At 55.1% G+C, this 15,167-nt stretch carries 16 protein-coding genes; 3 read left to right on the top strand and 13 right to left on the bottom strand.

The features are described 5' to 3' along the window. Window positions 1-2 precede the first annotated feature (2 nt). Window positions 3-587 carry a hypothetical protein gene (locus HRU87_RS00255; RefSeq protein WP_173492980.1) on the bottom strand — a complete coding sequence of 195 codons (585 nt, stop codon included), beginning with the start codon at window positions 585-587 and terminating at the stop codon, window positions 3-5. A 35-nt stretch (window positions 588-622) separates the two neighbouring features. Here HRU87_RS00255 and HRU87_RS00250 point away from each other — a divergent pair, with 35 nt between their 5' ends. Further along, window positions 623-1,120, top strand: a complete 498-nt coding sequence (locus HRU87_RS00250; RefSeq protein ID WP_173492979.1) for a hypothetical protein — start codon at window positions 623-625, stop codon at window positions 1,118-1,120. A gap of 10 nt (window positions 1,121-1,130) precedes the next feature. On the opposite strand, the gene HRU87_RS00245 is transcribed toward HRU87_RS00250, so the two are convergent. Together HRU87_RS00245 and HRU87_RS00240 are read right to left on the bottom strand one after the other, a co-directional pair. Continuing rightward, a complete protein-coding gene (locus HRU87_RS00245; RefSeq protein WP_173492978.1) occupies window positions 1,131-2,417 on the bottom strand; it encodes an adenylosuccinate synthase in 1,287 nt (428 codons plus the stop codon). Between the two features lie 54 nt (window positions 2,418-2,471). Beyond that, window positions 2,472-3,131 (bottom strand): TrmH family RNA methyltransferase, encoded by a 660-nt coding sequence (locus HRU87_RS00240; RefSeq protein WP_173492977.1) that lies wholly within the window; start codon window positions 3,129-3,131, stop codon window positions 2,472-2,474. Window positions 3,132-3,161: 30 nt separating this feature from the next. On the opposite strand from HRU87_RS00240, the gene HRU87_RS00235 reads away from it, so the two are divergent. Further along, window positions 3,162-3,932, top strand: a complete 771-nt coding sequence (locus tag HRU87_RS00235) for an HAD-IIA family hydrolase (protein WP_173492976.1) — start codon at window positions 3,162-3,164, stop codon at window positions 3,930-3,932. Here HRU87_RS00235 and HRU87_RS00230 read toward each other — a convergent pair. The 4 genes from HRU87_RS00230 to pyrE are packed head-to-tail and all read right to left on the bottom strand — an operon-like array spanning window position 3,929 to window position 6,485. Further along, a complete protein-coding gene (locus HRU87_RS00230; RefSeq protein WP_173492975.1) occupies window positions 3,929-4,330 on the bottom strand; it encodes a type II toxin-antitoxin system VapC family toxin in 402 nt (133 codons plus the stop codon). The genes HRU87_RS00235 and HRU87_RS00230 overlap by 4 nt on opposite strands. Further along, on the bottom strand, window positions 4,318-4,647 hold the full coding sequence (locus HRU87_RS00225; protein ID WP_213086394.1) for a type II toxin-antitoxin system Phd/YefM family antitoxin: 330 nt from the start codon (window positions 4,645-4,647) through the stop codon (window positions 4,318-4,320). The genes HRU87_RS00230 and HRU87_RS00225 overlap by 13 nt, the downstream gene beginning before the upstream one ends. 59 nt (window positions 4,648-4,706) lie before the next feature. Further along, window positions 4,707-5,912, bottom strand: a complete 1,206-nt coding sequence (locus tag HRU87_RS00220) for an MFS transporter (protein ID WP_173492974.1) — start codon at window positions 5,910-5,912, stop codon at window positions 4,707-4,709. Between the two features lie 6 nt (window positions 5,913-5,918). Further along, a complete protein-coding gene (gene pyrE, locus HRU87_RS00215; RefSeq protein WP_173492973.1) occupies window positions 5,919-6,485 on the bottom strand; it encodes an orotate phosphoribosyltransferase in 567 nt (188 codons plus the stop codon). A gap of 15 nt (window positions 6,486-6,500) precedes the next feature. On the opposite strand from pyrE, the gene HRU87_RS00210 reads away from it, so the two are divergent. Then, window positions 6,501-7,280, top strand: coding sequence for an exodeoxyribonuclease III (locus HRU87_RS00210; RefSeq protein WP_173492972.1), 780 nt, complete (start codon window positions 6,501-6,503; stop codon window positions 7,278-7,280). A 36-nt stretch (window positions 7,281-7,316) separates the two neighbouring features. Here HRU87_RS00210 and HRU87_RS00205 read toward each other — a convergent pair whose 3' ends face one another. From HRU87_RS00205 to dnaK, 6 genes are read right to left on the bottom strand one after another with little or no spacing between them, the layout of a single operon-like run. After that, a complete protein-coding gene (locus HRU87_RS00205) occupies window positions 7,317-9,221 on the bottom strand; it encodes a CASTOR/POLLUX-related putative ion channel (RefSeq protein WP_173492971.1) in 1,905 nt (634 codons plus the stop codon). A 48-nt stretch (window positions 9,222-9,269) separates the two neighbouring features. Further along, on the bottom strand, window positions 9,270-11,414 hold the full coding sequence (locus HRU87_RS00200) for an ATP-dependent Clp protease ATP-binding subunit (RefSeq protein WP_173492970.1): 2,145 nt from the start codon (window positions 11,412-11,414) through the stop codon (window positions 9,270-9,272). Beyond that, on the bottom strand, window positions 11,396-11,803 hold the full coding sequence (locus HRU87_RS00195; protein ID WP_173494199.1) for a heat shock protein transcriptional repressor HspR: 408 nt from the start codon (window positions 11,801-11,803) through the stop codon (window positions 11,396-11,398). Before HRU87_RS00195 ends, HRU87_RS00200 begins: the two co-directional genes overlap by 19 nt. 21 nt (window positions 11,804-11,824) lie before the next feature. Next, window positions 11,825-12,733 (bottom strand): DnaJ C-terminal domain-containing protein, encoded by a 909-nt coding sequence (locus tag HRU87_RS00190; RefSeq protein WP_173492969.1) that lies wholly within the window; start codon window positions 12,731-12,733, stop codon window positions 11,825-11,827. 19 nt (window positions 12,734-12,752) lie between these two features. Next, the gene (locus tag HRU87_RS00185; protein WP_173492968.1) at window positions 12,753-13,295 is read right to left on the bottom strand and encodes a nucleotide exchange factor GrpE; all 543 of its coding nucleotides are present in this window, start codon (window positions 13,293-13,295) and stop codon (window positions 12,753-12,755) included. Next, entirely contained in the window at window positions 13,295-15,136 is a 1,842-nt protein-coding gene (gene dnaK / locus HRU87_RS00180; protein ID WP_173492967.1) for a molecular chaperone DnaK, read from the bottom strand. The genes HRU87_RS00185 and dnaK overlap by 1 nt, the downstream gene beginning before the upstream one ends. Between the last annotated feature and the right edge of the window lie 31 nt (window positions 15,137-15,167).

Here is a 15,167-nt window from a genome sequence, read left to right as displayed (position 1 = left end):
TGTTAGCTAAGGGTGCGCACTGGGAAGCGCAGGTATTCGGCTTTCCACGAAAGGTTTGGGTTGCGCCAGGCCAAATCATCGGCCAACTCGGCCATCGCCGCCCAGAAAAATACGTTGATTAAATCCACCGTTAGGTAGCTGATGGTGTCGCTCGGAAAAGCTTTTCCCAAAAACCTTCTCAGGAATGTTGGAATCTCCCCAACGCCGTGCTCGTGAAGCTGACTTCTAACCTCTAGTTCAAGCTCCTTAGCTCGCCGCGGGTTCCAAGGGGTCATGGGGTTTGGGTGGTGCAGCATTGAAGAGAGCGCCAGCGCCTCGCGATAGCGGACATTTTCCAGCTGATCAAATAATGGGATAAAACGATCCACCTCATAGCCGGCTTTTCTCAAGTCCAAAATGTCTGGGTAGGCGAAAAAGCGATAAAAAGGAACGTGGGGTCGCACCGGCTGGTAGGGCACCGAGGTAAAACTCGCAGCTAACGGGTCAACACCGACCGCCGCCGCACCCCAGGTGTTGAAAGCTTCATCCGGGTAAGGGATGGCATCAAGTTCCTCTGGGGTATTGCTCACCTGATAATTGTCGGCCACCCGAGGTAATTTGGAAACCGCAAAAGGGGGGAACTGTGGAAATCTTTTTGGCTCTGGTGGCGCTCTGGCTCTACCTCACACTCAAATCACGCAAGCAGACTCGCAAGGCGCGAGAGCAGCAAAGCCGTGAAGAGAAAAAGATCGCTGCCATGCAAAGCGATTACGACGACTACATGGCATCACTCCCAGAGCTCAGCGGCCCAGAAACCTACGAGATTCAGCTCTTTGGAACCGAGGGGCTTTCTGAGACCCTCGACCTCTACGCCGACTGGCTGGTCAAAACCCATCCCGAAACCAGAGAGATCTGGGTGATTGTTAAGCGAGACCGGGACCACGAGTTTGACGCCAAGGCAGTGAAGGTTGAATCTGGCATGACCACGTTTGGCTATGTCCCCAGAAGGCTGGCGTCCGAGTTCTGCGAGTTTCTAAATAGAACCGGTCCGGTCAAGGCAAGTGCAAAGTTTCAAGTCGACCCCTACGGAACCAACCACACAATCTGGCTGGATGCAGGATTCCCGCTCAAGCTCAAGTAGCTTGGAAAACTTAGCCGAGCATGTCGTGGCGAACGATGGTCGCGTTGCGATCCTGTCCGACACCAATTGCACTGATTCGAGTGCCGCTGAGCTTTTCAAGCGCCAGGACGTAGTCCTGGGCATTCTTTGGGAGCTCTTCAAAGGTTTTTGCACCCGTAATGTCCTCATCCCAGCCGGGGAACATCTGGTAGATCGGCTTGGCGTGGTGGAAGTCGGTTTGCGAGACCGGCACCTCATCCACCCGAACGCCGTCAACGTCGTATGCGACGCAGACTGGAATCTCCTTGATACCGGTGAGCACGTCCAACTTGGTTAGGAAAATATCTGTCAGACCATTCACGCGGGTTGCGTAGCGGGCGATCGGTGCATCAAACCAACCGCAGCGGCGGTTGCGACCGGTGGTAACACCGACCTCACCTCCGGTCTTGCGCAGGAATTCGCCCCACTCATCAAACAGCTCGGTTGGGAAAGGACCGGAACCAACTCTTGTGGTGTAGGCCTTGAGGATCCCAATTACGCCGGTGATCTTGGTTGGTCCGATACCGCTTCCGGTGGTTGCACCACCGGCGGTTGGGTTGGAAGAGGTTACGAAGGGGTATGTGCCGTGATCAACATCCAGCAGAGTGCCCTGTCCACCCTCGAGCAATACAGTCTTACCTTCGGCCAGAGCACTGTTCAAAACCAGGGAGGTGTCCGCCACCATCGGCTTTAGGCGCTCAGCGAAGGAGAGCAGGTGATCCACCACATCCTGCGGGCGAACCGCTGCGCGGTTGTAGACCTTGACCAGCAATTCATTTTTTTGAACCAGGGCGCCCTCAACCTTTTGCATCAGAATGCTGGGGTCAAACAGGTCCTGAACTCGGATTCCGAGTCTGCCCATTTTGTCTCCGTAGGTTGGGCCAATGCCGCGACCGGTGGTGCCGATTGCGCGCTTACCCAAAAAGCGCTCTGAGACCTTGTCCACGGTGACGTGGTAAGGGGTGATGATGTGGGCGTTAGCCGATATCAAAAGCTTTGAGGTGTCGACACCCTTTTCGTTCAGTCCGTCAATCTCTCGGAACAGCACCTCGAGGTCAATCACGACACCGTTTCCAATTACCGGGATGCAGGCGGGGGTCAAGATTCCAGAGGGCAGCAGGTGCAGGGCAAACTTCTTGTCACCAATCACAACTGTGTGGCCAGCGTTATTACCACCCTGGTAGCGAACCACGTAGTCGACGCGGTCACCGAGTAGATCGGTTGCTTTTCCTTTACCCTCGTCGCCCCACTGGGCTCCGACTAGGACTACTGCGGGCATGGTTTAACCCCTTCCAAGATTTGGGGAACTTGGGCAAATGGCCCAGTCTCAATTCTAACTAAAAACGTGCTGCATCACCCAGGTGTGCATTGTGATGGCTGCTGCAGCCGAGGCATTAATGGACCTGGTGGAGCCGAACTGCGTTATCTCCAGCACCATGTCCGCGGCATCTAGCGCAGCCTGCGACAAACCTGGGCCCTCCTGGCCAAATAGGAAAATGCATTCGCTGGGCAGGGCAACATTCTCAATCTGTTTGCAGCCCGGCACATTGTCGATCGCGATGATGGGAAGTTTTGATCCGCTAGGGCCCGCGATTTGCGCCCAGAGGACAAAGTCCTCAATGCTTGGTCGGTGGGTGACGTGCTGATAGCGATCGGTCACCATGGCGCCGCGTCGGTTCCAGCGCTTGTTTCCAATGATGTGGACTTCTTTGGCAAGAAAAGCGTTGGCGGTTCTAACAATCGAACCGATATTTAGATCATGCTGCCAGTTCTCAATGGCAACGTGATAGGGGTGACGCTTGGTGTCTAGATCGGCAACGATTGCCTCCATGGACCAGTAGCGGTATTCATCAACCACGTTTCTGGTGTCGCCTTCTCGCACCAGCTCCGGATCAAATTTGGCAAAATCTGGATCTTTAGTTGCATCTCCCGGGTACGGGCCAACTCCCCAGGTTGATTGCTCATGGGTTCCCGTAACGTTGTCTTCACTCACCTGTTACAGCCTAGAGCTAGGGTTATAGCCATGACTGGACGTTCCAAAGTTAAAAACTGGCTCACTGACATGGATGGCGTGCTATGGCACGAGGGAAAACCAATACCAGGAGCTCCAGAGCTGGTGAAGAAGTGGCAGGCCGAGGGAACTGAGTTCCTGGTGCTGACCAACAATTCGATCTACACCCCCAGAGACCTAGCAGCCAGACTGCAAGCCGGTGGCCTGGATGTTCCCGAGTCCCGCATCTACACCTCGGCCCTGGCCACCGCAGATTTCGTGAGATCTCAAAAGCCAGGCGGCACGGCCTTCGTGATCGGGGAAGCTGGATTGACAACGGCCATGCATGAGATCGGCTATGTAATGACCGAGGTTGATCCCGACTACGTGGTCTTGGGTGAAACCAGAAACCTAAGCTTTGACGCTCTAACCAAGGCAGTGCGCCTAATCAACAAGGGGGCCAGGTTCATTGCGACCAACCCCGATGTCACCGGCCCATCGGCCGAAGGTCCATTGCCTGCAACGGGAGCGGTAGCAGCTCTGATTACCGCCGCAACCGGTAAGGATCCATACATCGTTGGTAAGCCAAACCCGATGATGTTTAGAAGTGCCATGAACAAGATCAATGTTCACTCCGAGGACACCGCCATGATCGGTGACCGCATGGACACCGACATCGTTGCGGGTATTGAAGCCGGTCTCCACACCATCTTGGTTAGGACCGGCATCTCAGATGATGCTGAAATTGCAAAGTATCCGTTTAGACCAACGGAGATTCTGAATTCAGTAGCGGACCTGATCTAGTTAATAACTCTGAGGTTTGGCAGTTCCTCAAACCTAGCTCTTCTGTCGTAAGAGACCAGGGCAGCATCCAAAGCCCTCGCTGTTGCTGCAATTATCAGGTCAGATACAGCCCTGGGTTTGCCTTGCGAAATGCAAAATTCATTCAATTCCGAGTAGTGCTCGGCTACGACACGATCCATTGGTGCAAAATCGGTCAGACTTTGGATGCGAGCCAGGAAATCAAACGCTGTCTGTCTTGCCGACACATCGCGCTGTGAGGTTATCGAGGCATATTTGAGTTCAGCCCAAACCATGGCAGGCATGAGGATCTGATATTCGCGGTTGAGGTATTTTCTAGACTCAGAATCATTCCGCTCGAGAGCTATCCAAACCGACGAATCTAGAATTACCGATTCCATTTTTCAGCCTCAAGCATCATGTCAAGCTCTCGCATTTCATTTAGACGATCTAGTTTGCGTTTGGCTTCTTTTTGGCTGATTGGTCCGTATTTTGCAAAATGCTCATCCAGGGATTTTGCAAGCAACTTTGAATTTGGCTCTTGGGAACTAGCGGAGTTCATGACAACTATCTCAACATTGCCTCGTGTGATGACAATCTGATCTCCCGCCACAACTTGATCCAGAACTTCGCTGAAATTGCGTGCTACTTCAGTGGCTGTCATCACCCTTTTCATATAAATCAGATTATCTGATTTAGTCAACGAGCTCAATGCCATTTATGTAGTTTGCTTTGAAGGGCTTGGATGGTGGGCGAATCCAAGGAGATTGTGGATAACTAACTATCCAGCTCTTTGATGTATTTGTTGAACGAGACCAGGGCACCCGCGACCAATACTCCCAGCGACAGGGCAAGGTATACCGGCTTCACTCCAAAAGCATCCACGGCACTGCCTGCCGCAACCATAGAGATCATCGGACCTGCGGTCCAAATGGTCATCTCTAAAGAGAATACGCGGCCGCGCATGTTGGCCGGGATCTTGGTTTGAATGATGGTGTTCAACAGCGGCAACAGTGGTCCCCAGGCAGCACCAAGCACAATTCCAAAACCGACCATCAGCCACTGCGGAGGCAGCTGGCTCATGGGAATCATCGATAGTGGAACTCCAATGACTCCAATTCTCAGAATATTGGTGTAGCTGATGCGCTTGTGGATCTGCTCGAAGAACAGTGCGCCAAAGACCGCCGCGGCAGCCATGGCCGAGATCACCATGCCCAGCCCCTCGGGGAAGCCAATTTCGTTGTAATACGCCGGCAAAATCACCATCTCGGTTGGAAGATAAATTAGGGCCAGCACCATGATGGCACTCATCAGCACGAACACACTCGGGGTGTTGAACAGTGCCTTGAATCCCTGAACCGCGTAAACATAGAAGGGTTGGGAATCTCCCACCAAGTCTTCTTCGTACTGCTCCTCTACCTTGATAAACAAGGCAAAAACAGCCGAGAGCAGCCCAAACAGCGCAACCACCCAGAAGGTATTGGCTGAACCAATCACGGCAATCAAGATGCTCGCGAGCGCCGGTCCGATGGCGAAGCCGGAGGCAGCCACCGCTTCGTGAATCGAGTTTGCCCTGTCCAGGGTCATGTTTGCTGGAGCTGCCACATCGGGCACCAGTGCCTTACGGGAGGTTCCACCACCTGGGGCAACAATCGCCCTGAGCACTCCAATGCCTATCAGGATCGGCAGGGTCATCTCCCAGAATCCAGCGGCAATTGGAATCATTACCGAGGTGATTACGGTCAGCAGCTCCACCCAAATAGCGGTTTTTCTTCGGCCAATCTTGTCAATTACCGAACCGATGATTGGGCTCAAGAGCAAGCCGGGGATGGAGGTAAGAGCAACCACCAAACCTGAGGAGGCGGCAGAGCCAGTTATCTCCAGGGCAATCCAGGGAATCGCAATAAAAACCATGGATCCGGAGATCAGGCTGCTGAAAGAAGCCAGCTGCAAAAAAATAAAGGGGGCGAGCTTGCGCTGCAATTGAACCTACTTACCCAAACCTAGATCCGCCAGCGTGACCGCGGTTAGGTAGCGGTAGCCAGCTGACTCAATGGCCTGCTTTGCTCCGGTGTCGCGATCAACGACGGTGGCAACAGCCAAAACCTTGGCGCCGGCAGCGGTGAGCGCCTCCGCTGCTGTCAGCGGTGAGCCGCCAGTGGTCGAGGTGTCCTCAAGGACCACCACTTCTTTACCATCAACCGAAGGGCCCTCAACCTGCCGACCCATGCCGTGGGCTTTGGCCTGCTTGCGAACCACGAAAGCGTCAATGGCTCGGCCCTGGGCAGCAGCCTGATGCAGAATGGCCGCCCCAACCGGATCCGCACCCATGGTGAGGCCGCCAACGGCCGCAACCTGACCGAGATCGTTATCATCCAGCAGCGCCAACATGACCCGGCCAATCAGCACGGCCGCCTCGTGGTGGAGGGTTGCCCGACGCAGGTCAACGTAGTAGTCAGCTTCCAGACCCGAGGAGAGGGTGACCTTGCCGTGGACCACAGCGAGCTCCTTGATCAACTCAACAAGACGTGGTTTGTCGGGGTGCGAGAAAGTCATGGTTAGAGTTTAGGAGTGAAAATTGCGACCTGGAACGTCAACTCGGTTAGAGCCAGATCCCCGAGGGTAATCAGCTTTTTAGAGCGAACCAAGGTTGATGTTCTTGGCATGCAGGAGATCAAGTGCAAACCGGAGCAGTTCCCCTACGCAGACTTTGAGGCAATTGGCTACAAGGTCATCGCCCACGGTCTAAACCAGTGGAATGGCGTCGCCTTTGCCTACCGGGCAGAACTAGAGCCTCAGGACCTCGAACTTTCCTTCTCGGCGCAGCCGAGTTTCAAAGATGTGGTTGAGGCAAGGGCCATTGGAGCCACCTTCAACGGGGTGCGGATTTGGTCGCTGTACGTTCCGCACGGTAGAGGACTCGACGACCCCCACATGGAATACAAGCTGGAATTTCTGGATCGGCTTGCCTCAGACACCGCCGAGCAGCTTGAGGAGAACCCGGATCTGGAACTTTGTCTGATGGGGGATTTCAACATTGCTCCACTGGATAGCGATGTCTATGACCTCTCGCTTTTTGAAACCCACATCTCTGAACCCGAGCGCCAAGCCTTCGAGGCTTTTGAGCAGATTGGCCTGACAGACACGGTTCGCGATCTGGTTCCCAACCAATACACCTACTGGGACTACAAAGACCTCTGCTTCCCCAAGAACAACGGAATGCGCATTGACTTCTGCCTAACCTCAGAGGCACTGACCGAGCGTGTGGTTGGAGCGAGCATAGAGCGCGATGAGCGCAAGGGTGAGGGCCCTAGTGACCACGTTCCAGTTGTGCTTGAGCTTTCCGACTAAGACACTGCAGACGGTCTGAATTCTTGGGGGCTCACCCTAAACGGACTGGCCAATGACTATAAGACCATCTAGCTCAAAGGGAGTGACTAACGAGTCCTTTGCGGGGTTCAGGTAAACCTGGCGCTGGGAGCCATTTTCTGTCCGAACGCGCCAACCGATTGCGGTTTCGGAGCGGGCCGAGGCAGCTGCCACCAGCTTCGCAAAACTGACCGGCTTGCCCAGCGGCGCATAGTCTTCGAGCGGCCTAACGTGGACGGCTGAACCTTTGGCCGGGTTGAACAGATCCTTGAATATGGTCGCCAGGGCTGGGTTCTCGCTCAGCTGAGCAACGAGTAGCGCTGCGAGGTTTTCACTGACCACTAGGTCGTCAACAGATGAGGTTTGAGCTAGGTCAACCTTGAGCGGGTCAAGGATTTCCGCGACCAGTCTGGGTGCGGTTCCTGAAGCCAGCTGGCCCTGGAACAGCCTGGTGAGCTGCATGGTTGCGAGCAGGGTTTGCCCGTCGGCTTCGGTTTCAGAGATCTTGGCTCCGCGGTAGCCCAGCACCAGAACCTCGTCGTAGCGCTTTTTGGAAACTAAATCAGCCAGCTGCTCAAACTCGCCAGTGGAGGGGATGTGGCTGACCTTGAGCGTGCCAAATTTGGTCTCTTTTTCCAGCAGTTCTTCGGTAAACCGCTCTTGTGAAACAACGTCTGCGCTTGATCCCTTGGGCAAGAATGCAGCCAGCTCGTTGAGCACGCTCTTGCCCATGGCAGACCAGCCAATAACAAGGAGATTTCTTGGTTTTGCCGACTCCCTGGAAAGCGAGTTGGTCCTGGGCCTTTTGACTTCCTCGTCCAGCCCCGTGTAGTTGACTCTGTCATCGTCTTCGGCAATGGCAATTAGCTGATCACCTTTTTGAATCTTGTAGTTGTAAGGAGGGTTAAGCACCGGCTCCTTGCCAAATGGCACAACCCCCAGCAGGGCAGCCTTCTTAAAGGCCAGCTGCGCCTCAAAAAATGTCTTGCCCTCCAAAGCTGGAACGGTCGTGAAGTAAATTTCGTCCCCGGCAAAGTCCAAAAGCTCCAGAATCACCGCCGGGATGCCCGGCTGCCTCGAGGCTTGGGCGGTCACCTTGGCAATGACCTCACGCGGGATAACAGTCACAACGGATCCACCGGTGGCATCCTCCAGCGCATCAGCAACATTTGGATCATCAACCTCGGCTACAAAACGTTGAGTTGGATTTGAACTTATTGACCTGGCTGCAAGGACAGTTGAGACAATCATCGAGTCGCCGGCTCGATCCGAGTCCAAAACGATCACGCTCTTAGCCCCAGTGACATTCGCCCGCATCAGGTCGGTTGGGTTAGTGGTATCGCCCTTGCGCGTAATGACTTGCAGCTTGCCTAGATCACCGGCACGCTTCGCAATCTCAGTGTCCATGAGGGTGCGATCAACATTTGCAAAAATCACCACTTTTGGCTTGCGGACATTTTGGTTGGCGATGGCAAGTTCTTTCAAAATGGTGAAAACCCTCGGTGACCAACCGAGAATCAAAATGTGGTTTTTGTCGAGAATTGGGCTTGGAGCAGCGCGCAGCCGAGCAATCGTCTCATTCATCGCAAGGGTTCTAAAAGCAAAAATTGAACCCCAAACACTCAGTCCAACAAACCAGTAGACCAAGGCCATGATCCGGTCAGCAATGGTTTCGGCGGTGCCGATTGAAAGGGTTTTTCCAGCGCTAAACCAAAATGCCTCAAACCAACCGAGTCCTGCGTCAGGAAGTTGATTCAGGGCTGGAATGGCGTGCAGAATTCGATCCACAATCGCAACCAGCACGATTGCCAGTGTGAAGCTAATGGCAACCCAGGCTGGGAAGGCGCCTTTCCTCGAAAGTGAATTGTCAAACCAGTAACGAATTTTTTGCTGCAGCGCCTTCAAATTTGCTCCCCGAATCAATACATGGAAAGTGTATTGCCGAGCACAACGGATAGGTCTCGGTCTTTGCTAGCCAGCGATTACCTGGAGAGATTGCTGATCGGGTGAAACCTCAACCTTCACAAGCGCCCCATCGCTAACCTTTCCGGCAAGCAGCAGGTTGGCAAGCTGGTCCTCGATCTCGCGCTGCATCAGCCTTCTGAGTGGCCTTGCCCCGTAAACCGGGTCGTAGCCGTGCTCGGCAAGCCAGAGCCTGGCCTGCGGAGTGACACCTAGGGTCAGTCTGCGCTGCTCCAGACGCTCAGTGAGCTTGTCAATGTTCAAATCAACAATCGAACCAAGTTCAGCAATCGTCAGCGCATCAAACAGCACGATGTCATCCAAGCGGTTCAAGAACTCTGGCTTGAAGGATGCTCGGACAGTTGCCATCACGGCCTCTGCCTTCTGCTCAACGGTCAGCTCGGGATCGATGAGGAACTGTGAGCCAAGGTTTGAGGTCATGATCAGAATCACGTTTCTAAAATCAACCGTTCTTCCCTGGCCGTCAGTGAGGCGACCATCATCGAGAACCTGAAGCAAAATGTCGAAAACTTCAGGGTGAGCCTTTTCAACCTCATCCAAAAGCACGACCGAATAGGGCCTGCGCCGGATGGCCTCGGTTAGCTGCCCGCCCTCGTCATAGCCAACGTATCCAGGGGGAGCACCAACCAGCCTTGAGACGCTGTGCTTCTCGGAGTATTCGCTCATGTCGATGCGAACCATTGACTTCTCGTCATCAAACAGAAACTCCGCAAGGCTTTTTGCCAGCTCAGTCTTTCCAACTCCGGTTGGTCCCAAGAACATGAAAGAGCCGGTTGGTCTGGAAGGGTCTGATATTCCGGCCTTTGATCGCCGAACCGCGTCGGAGACTGCCTTGACAGCCTTTGACTGGCCAATGAGGCGCTTTCCGAGCTGGTGTTCGAGGGAAAGCAGTTTCTCGCTCTCACCCGCGAGCAGCTTGCCCGTTGGAATGCCGGTCCAGGCCGATACCACCGCAGCAATCTCGTCCTCGGAGACCTGCTCACCAACCATGCGCTGGGTGCCATCGGTCTCCTGGTTTTCCACTGCGAGCAACTGCTTTTCAAGCTGCGGGATCTCTGCGTAGAGAAGGCGGGAGGCCAGCTCTAGGTTTGCCTCGCGCTGCGCCTTTTCAGCTTGAATCCTTAGGGCATCCAGTTGGGTCTTCAGCTCACCAATTTTGTTTAGTTCACTGCGTTCTTTTTCCCAGCGGGCATTGAGCTCGTCAAGCCTTTGCTGCTTCTCTGAAAGGTCTTCCTGCAGTTTCTCCAGGCGCTGCTTTGACGCTTCGTCTTTCTCTTTTTTGAGGGCTAGCTCCTCAAGCTTCAAGCGATCCACCTGGCGCCTGAGCTCATCAATCTCAACAGGGGCAGAATCAATTTCCATGCGCAGTCTTGATGCCGCCTCATCAACTAGGTCAATTGCCTTGTCCGGCAGTTGGCGCCCGGTGATGTAGCGGTTGGAAAGCTGAGCGGCTGCAACCAGAGCGCTGTCGGCAATGGTGACCTTGTGGTGGGCTTCGTAGCGCTCCTTGAGACCGCGCAAAATAGCGACGGTGTCTTCAACCGATGGTTCGCCAACGAATACCTGCTGGAACCTGCGCTCCAGAGCACTGTCTTTTTCGACCCGCTCGCGATACTCATCCAGCGTGGTGGCGCCAATCAGCCGCAGCTCGCCCCTGGCAAGCATGGGCTTGAGCATGTTTGAGGCATCCATTGAACCATCTGCCGAGCCTGCCCCGACCAAAGTGTGAAGCTCGTCGATAAAAGTTATGACCGAACCCTCGGAGTCCTGAATCTCTTTCAGTACAGCCTTGAGCCGCTCCTCAAATTCGCCGCGAAACTTTGAACCTGCAACCATGGCTGCCAGGTCCAGCGAAATCAGGGTTTTTCCCTTTAGGGATTCTGGAACATCGCCGGCCACAATGCGCTGAGCTAGACCTTCCACCACAGCCGTCTTACCAACGCCGGGTTCACCAATCAACACAGGATTGTTTTTGGTTCGGCGGGATAGCACCTGGCTAACCCTTCTAATCTCGGCGTCACGGCCAATCACCGGGTCAAGTTTTCCCGAGCGGGCAATGGCGGTTAGGTCAACACCAAATTGCTCCAGGGCAGATTTTTGTTCTTCCTGCTGATTCACTTCGTCCTCCTCCATAAAACCAGTGAGCCGCCCTTTTGGGGCCGCTGTCCGGGGTTGAGCTTGATTACGCCCTGCTCCCCTGCGGCAAACACGCGTCTGCCGGGTTGGTTCATGACCTGGTTGGCCAGCTCGGTCTCGAGGGCACGAACCCGTTCCTTCAAATCCTGATTTTCTGTTACCAGCTCCAGCACACGGCGAATACCTTCGAGGGAAACCCCCTCTTGGGAGAGCCGGGATATCTCCCTCAGTTTGGCAACATCCTGCATGGTGTAGCGGCGGGATTGCCCCTGGGTTCTGGTTGGTGAAACCAGCCCCATCCGGTCGTATTGCCGCAGGGTTTGCGGATGCATATTGGAAAGCTCCGCGGCAACCGAAATCACGAACAGCGGAGTGTTCTCGTTGATCTCCACGTTCGCTCCTTTCGTTTAGAGTGCGCCGGCTCTGGTGATCAGGTCAGCTCTGGGGTCCTCATCGGGAAGCTCCTGATTGAACTGCTCAATTAGGTTTTTTGCCTTTTCACTGATGTGAGAGGGGATAGCAATCTCAACAGTGGCGAGCAAATCGCCCTCTTTGCCGGGGCGCTGCACACCTTTGCCCTTAACCCTGAGGGTTCTACCATTTGGAGTTCCGGGAGCAACCTTGAGCTTCACCGGCGCTTCGCCCAAGAGTGGAACTTGAATGGTCGCGCCCAAAATCGCCTCGGCGATTGTTACCGGGACCACCACTCGAACGTTGTCGCCATCTCTGGTGAATACCTGGTGATTCCTGACCTTGATGGTCACCACCAGGTCACCCCTGGGCCCACCATTTGGTGATGGGTTTCCCTTGCCGGAGACCTTTAGCTTCTGGCCATCCTGAATCCCCGGTGGCACCCTGAGGCTAACGCTCTCTCCAGAAACCTGAAGCTTGAGCGTGGTTCCCTTGATCGAGTCAATGAAATCAATGCTCGAGCTGGTGGAGACATCCTGCCCGCGCTGCGGGCCGAAGCCTCCAAAGCCCGGGAATCCGCCACCTTGGAAGCCACCTCCGAAGAGATTGCTAAAGACATCTTCAAAACCTCCGGCTCCGCCGGGGCCCCCAGCCTGGAAGCGAGCACCGCCACCCATGGCCTTGATGGCGTCATACTCGCGGCGCTGCTCCTTGTCAGAGAGCACATCGTAGGCTTCGGAAATGTCCTTGAACCTCGCCTCTGCTTTAGCATCGCCCGGGTGCAGGTCGGGGTGGTTCTCTTTCGCGAGCTTGCGATAAACCTTCTTGAGCTCGGCTTCGCTAACGTCCTTGGAAACTCCAAGGATTTTATAAAAGTCCTTGTCTAGCCAGTCTTGCGACGCCATCTACCTCACTCCTTCCCGTTTATTCAGCCGGCACAAAAACTGCGACCTTAGCTGGTCGCAGCATGCGGTCGCCAATTTGGTAGCCGAGTTCAATCACGTCTGCCACGGTTGCCTCTGTTACCTCTGGGTTTACGGTCTGGACCAGCGCATCGTGGTGCTCCGGATCAAACTTGTCGCCCTTCTCACCAAAGCTCTTGAGTCCAAACTTCTCGCCAGCGGCCCTGAGCTTGGTGGCGATGGCCGCCATTGGGGTCCCGTCCTGCAGATCGCCGTGCTGCTGAGCTCGGGTTAGGTCATCGAGAGCGGGAAGAAAAGCCCGGATTGCCTCAGCAATTGCCGACTGACGTTCGGCCCCGCGGTCCCGCTCAACGCGAGCGCGGTAGTTCACAAAGTCAGCCTGCAACCGCTGCAGGTCCTGGAAGATTGCCAGCTCGCGGTCGATTTCATCGACCGGTTCGCGGTCCGATTCGGGCTCGACTGGCGAGCCCTCCTCGGTCATCTCCTCAACCGGGTCGCCCTCGTGGTGCTCAGGGTCAACGTGTTCCTGGTTTTCCTGCGACATTACTTTTTGTCCTTGTCGTCCTCGTCCTCAACAACCTCGGCGTCAACGACATCCTCGGTGCTGGCTTCGGGCTGAGCTTCGGCATCGGCTGGGGTTGCGGCGTAGATGGCCTCACCCAACTTTTGCTGTGAGGTCATCAGCTTCTCCTGAGCGGACTTCACTGCCTCGATGTCCTCACCGGCGAGCGCCGTCTTCAGAGCGTCAACGTCGGCCTGAACCTCGGTCTTTACCTCTTCGGGGAGCTTCTCGTCGTTGTCCTTGATCAGCTTCTCGGTTGAATAGGCAAGCTGCTCGGCCTGGTTGCGAGTCTCAGCCTCTTCCCGACGCTTCTTGTCCTCGGCAGCGTGCTCTTCGGCATCCTTAACCATGCGCTCGATGTCTTCGGTGGAGAGCGATGAGCCACCGGTGATGGTCATTGACTGCTCCTTGCCGGTTCCCTTGTCCTTAGCGGAAACGTGAACGATTCCGTTCGCATCGATGTCAAAGGTGACCTCGATCTGTGGGATTCCTCTCGGGGCTGGCGCAATTCCGGTCAGCTCAAAGTTACCCAGCGACTTGTTGTCCCTGGTGAACTCGCGCTCACCCTGGAAGACCTGAATGGAAACGCTCGGCTGGTTATCGTCAGCGGTGGTGAAGGTCTCACTGCGCTTAGTTGGGATGGCGGTGTTGCGCTCAATCAGCTTGGTCATGATGCCGCCCTTGGTCTCAATACCTAGCGACAGCGGGGTGACGTCAATTAGCAGAACGTCTTTACGCTCTCCCTTGATGACACCAGCCTGAAGTGCTGCTCCAACCGAAACAACCTCATCCGGGTTCACACCCTTATTAGGCTCCTTGCCGCCCAGCAGTCCCTTGACCAGCTCTGAAACCGCTGGCATGCGGGTCGATCCACCAACCAAAACCACGTGAGCGATGTCGGCAACCTTGACGCCGGCCTCCTTGATGACATCCTGGAACGGCTTGCGGGTGCGCTCCAAAAGGTCCTGGGTTAGCGACTCAAACTGCGCGCGGGTGATGGTCTCGTCCAGGTTGGCTGGTCCTGACTCAGTTAGCGAGAGGTATGGCAACTGAACCTGAGTGGACATCGACTGGCTCAGCTCCTTCTTGGCCTGCTCAGCAGCTTCCTTCAGGCGCTGAAGCGCAATCTTGTCTCCAGCAACATCAACACCGGTGGTCTCCTTGAACTTCTTTACCAGGTGGTCAACTAGGCGCTGGTCCCAGTCATCTCCACCGAGTCGGTTGTCTCCGGAGGTTGCACGAACCTGAATGGTTGAGAAGTCATCGTCCTTACCAACCTCAAGGAGCGAAACGTCAAAGGTTCCACCACCGAGGTCAAATACCAGGATCAGTTCGTCTTCCTTACCCTTATCAAGGCCGTAGGCGAGGGCTGCCGCAGTTGGCTCGTTGATGATGCGGAGCACGTTTAGTCCGGCAATCTCACCGGCCTCCTTGGTGGCCTGACGCTCTGCGTCGTTGAAGTAGGCGGGAACGGTGATGACCGCATCGGTCACGCTCTCACCCAGGTAGGTCTCAGCATCGCGCTTGAGCTTCATCAAGATGCGAGCGGAAATCTCCTGAGGGGTGTACTCCTTGTCGTCAACCTTGAACTTCCAGGTCGTGCCCATGTGGCGCTTGACTGAGGAAACCGTACGGTCCACGTTGGTTACGTTCTGACGCTTGGCGGTCTCGCCAACCAGGATGTTGCCGTCCTTGGTGAAAGCCACAACCGATGGTGTGGTTCTGAAACCCTCTGCGTTTGCAATGACCTTTGGCTCTCCGGCCTCCAGCACGGTTACCGCGCTGTTGGTGGTTCCTAGGTCGATTCCTACTGCTCTACCCATTATTTTCTCCTTCTGTAAACCTGACTATGAC

The sequence above is a fragment of the Aquiluna borgnonia genome (assembly GCF_013283855.1).
In the GTDB taxonomy this organism is placed as follows: Bacteria; Actinomycetota; Actinomycetes; order Actinomycetales; family Microbacteriaceae; genus Aquiluna; species Aquiluna borgnonia.
The sequence above is the reverse complement of the archived record's forward strand: the minus strand, read 5'-3'. Positions and strand labels throughout refer to the sequence as shown.

Bases quoted from the DNA above. Each gene is read 5' to 3' on its own strand.
- HRU87_RS00245 (WP_173492978.1), bottom strand. From the start codon at position 2,417: ATGCCCGCAGTAGTCCTAGTCGGAGCCCAGTGGGGCGACGAGGGTAAA.
- HRU87_RS00235 (WP_173492976.1), top strand. From the start codon at position 3,162: ATGACTGGACGTTCCAAAGTTAAAAACTGGCTCACTGACATGGATGGC.
- HRU87_RS00225 (WP_213086394.1), bottom strand. From the start codon at position 4,647: ATGGCATTGAGCTCGTTGACTAAATCAGATAATCTGATTTATATGAAA.
- HRU87_RS00200 (WP_173492970.1), bottom strand. From the start codon at position 11,414: ATGGAGGAGGACGAAGTGAATCAGCAGGAAGAACAAAAATCTGCCCTG.
- HRU87_RS00185 (WP_173492968.1), bottom strand. From the start codon at position 13,295: ATGTCGCAGGAAAACCAGGAACACGTTGACCCTGAGCACCACGAGGGC.
- pyrE (WP_173492973.1), bottom strand. From the start codon at position 6,485: ATGACTTTCTCGCACCCCGACAAACCACGTCTTGTTGAGTTGATCAAG.
- dnaK (WP_173492967.1), bottom strand. From the start codon at position 15,136: ATGGGTAGAGCAGTAGGAATCGACCTAGGAACCACCAACAGCGCGGTA.
- HRU87_RS00230 (WP_173492975.1), bottom strand. From the start codon at position 4,330: ATGGAATCGGTAATTCTAGATTCGTCGGTTTGGATAGCTCTCGAGCGG.
- HRU87_RS00190 (WP_173492969.1), bottom strand. From the start codon at position 12,733: ATGGCGTCGCAAGACTGGCTAGACAAGGACTTTTATAAAATCCTTGGA.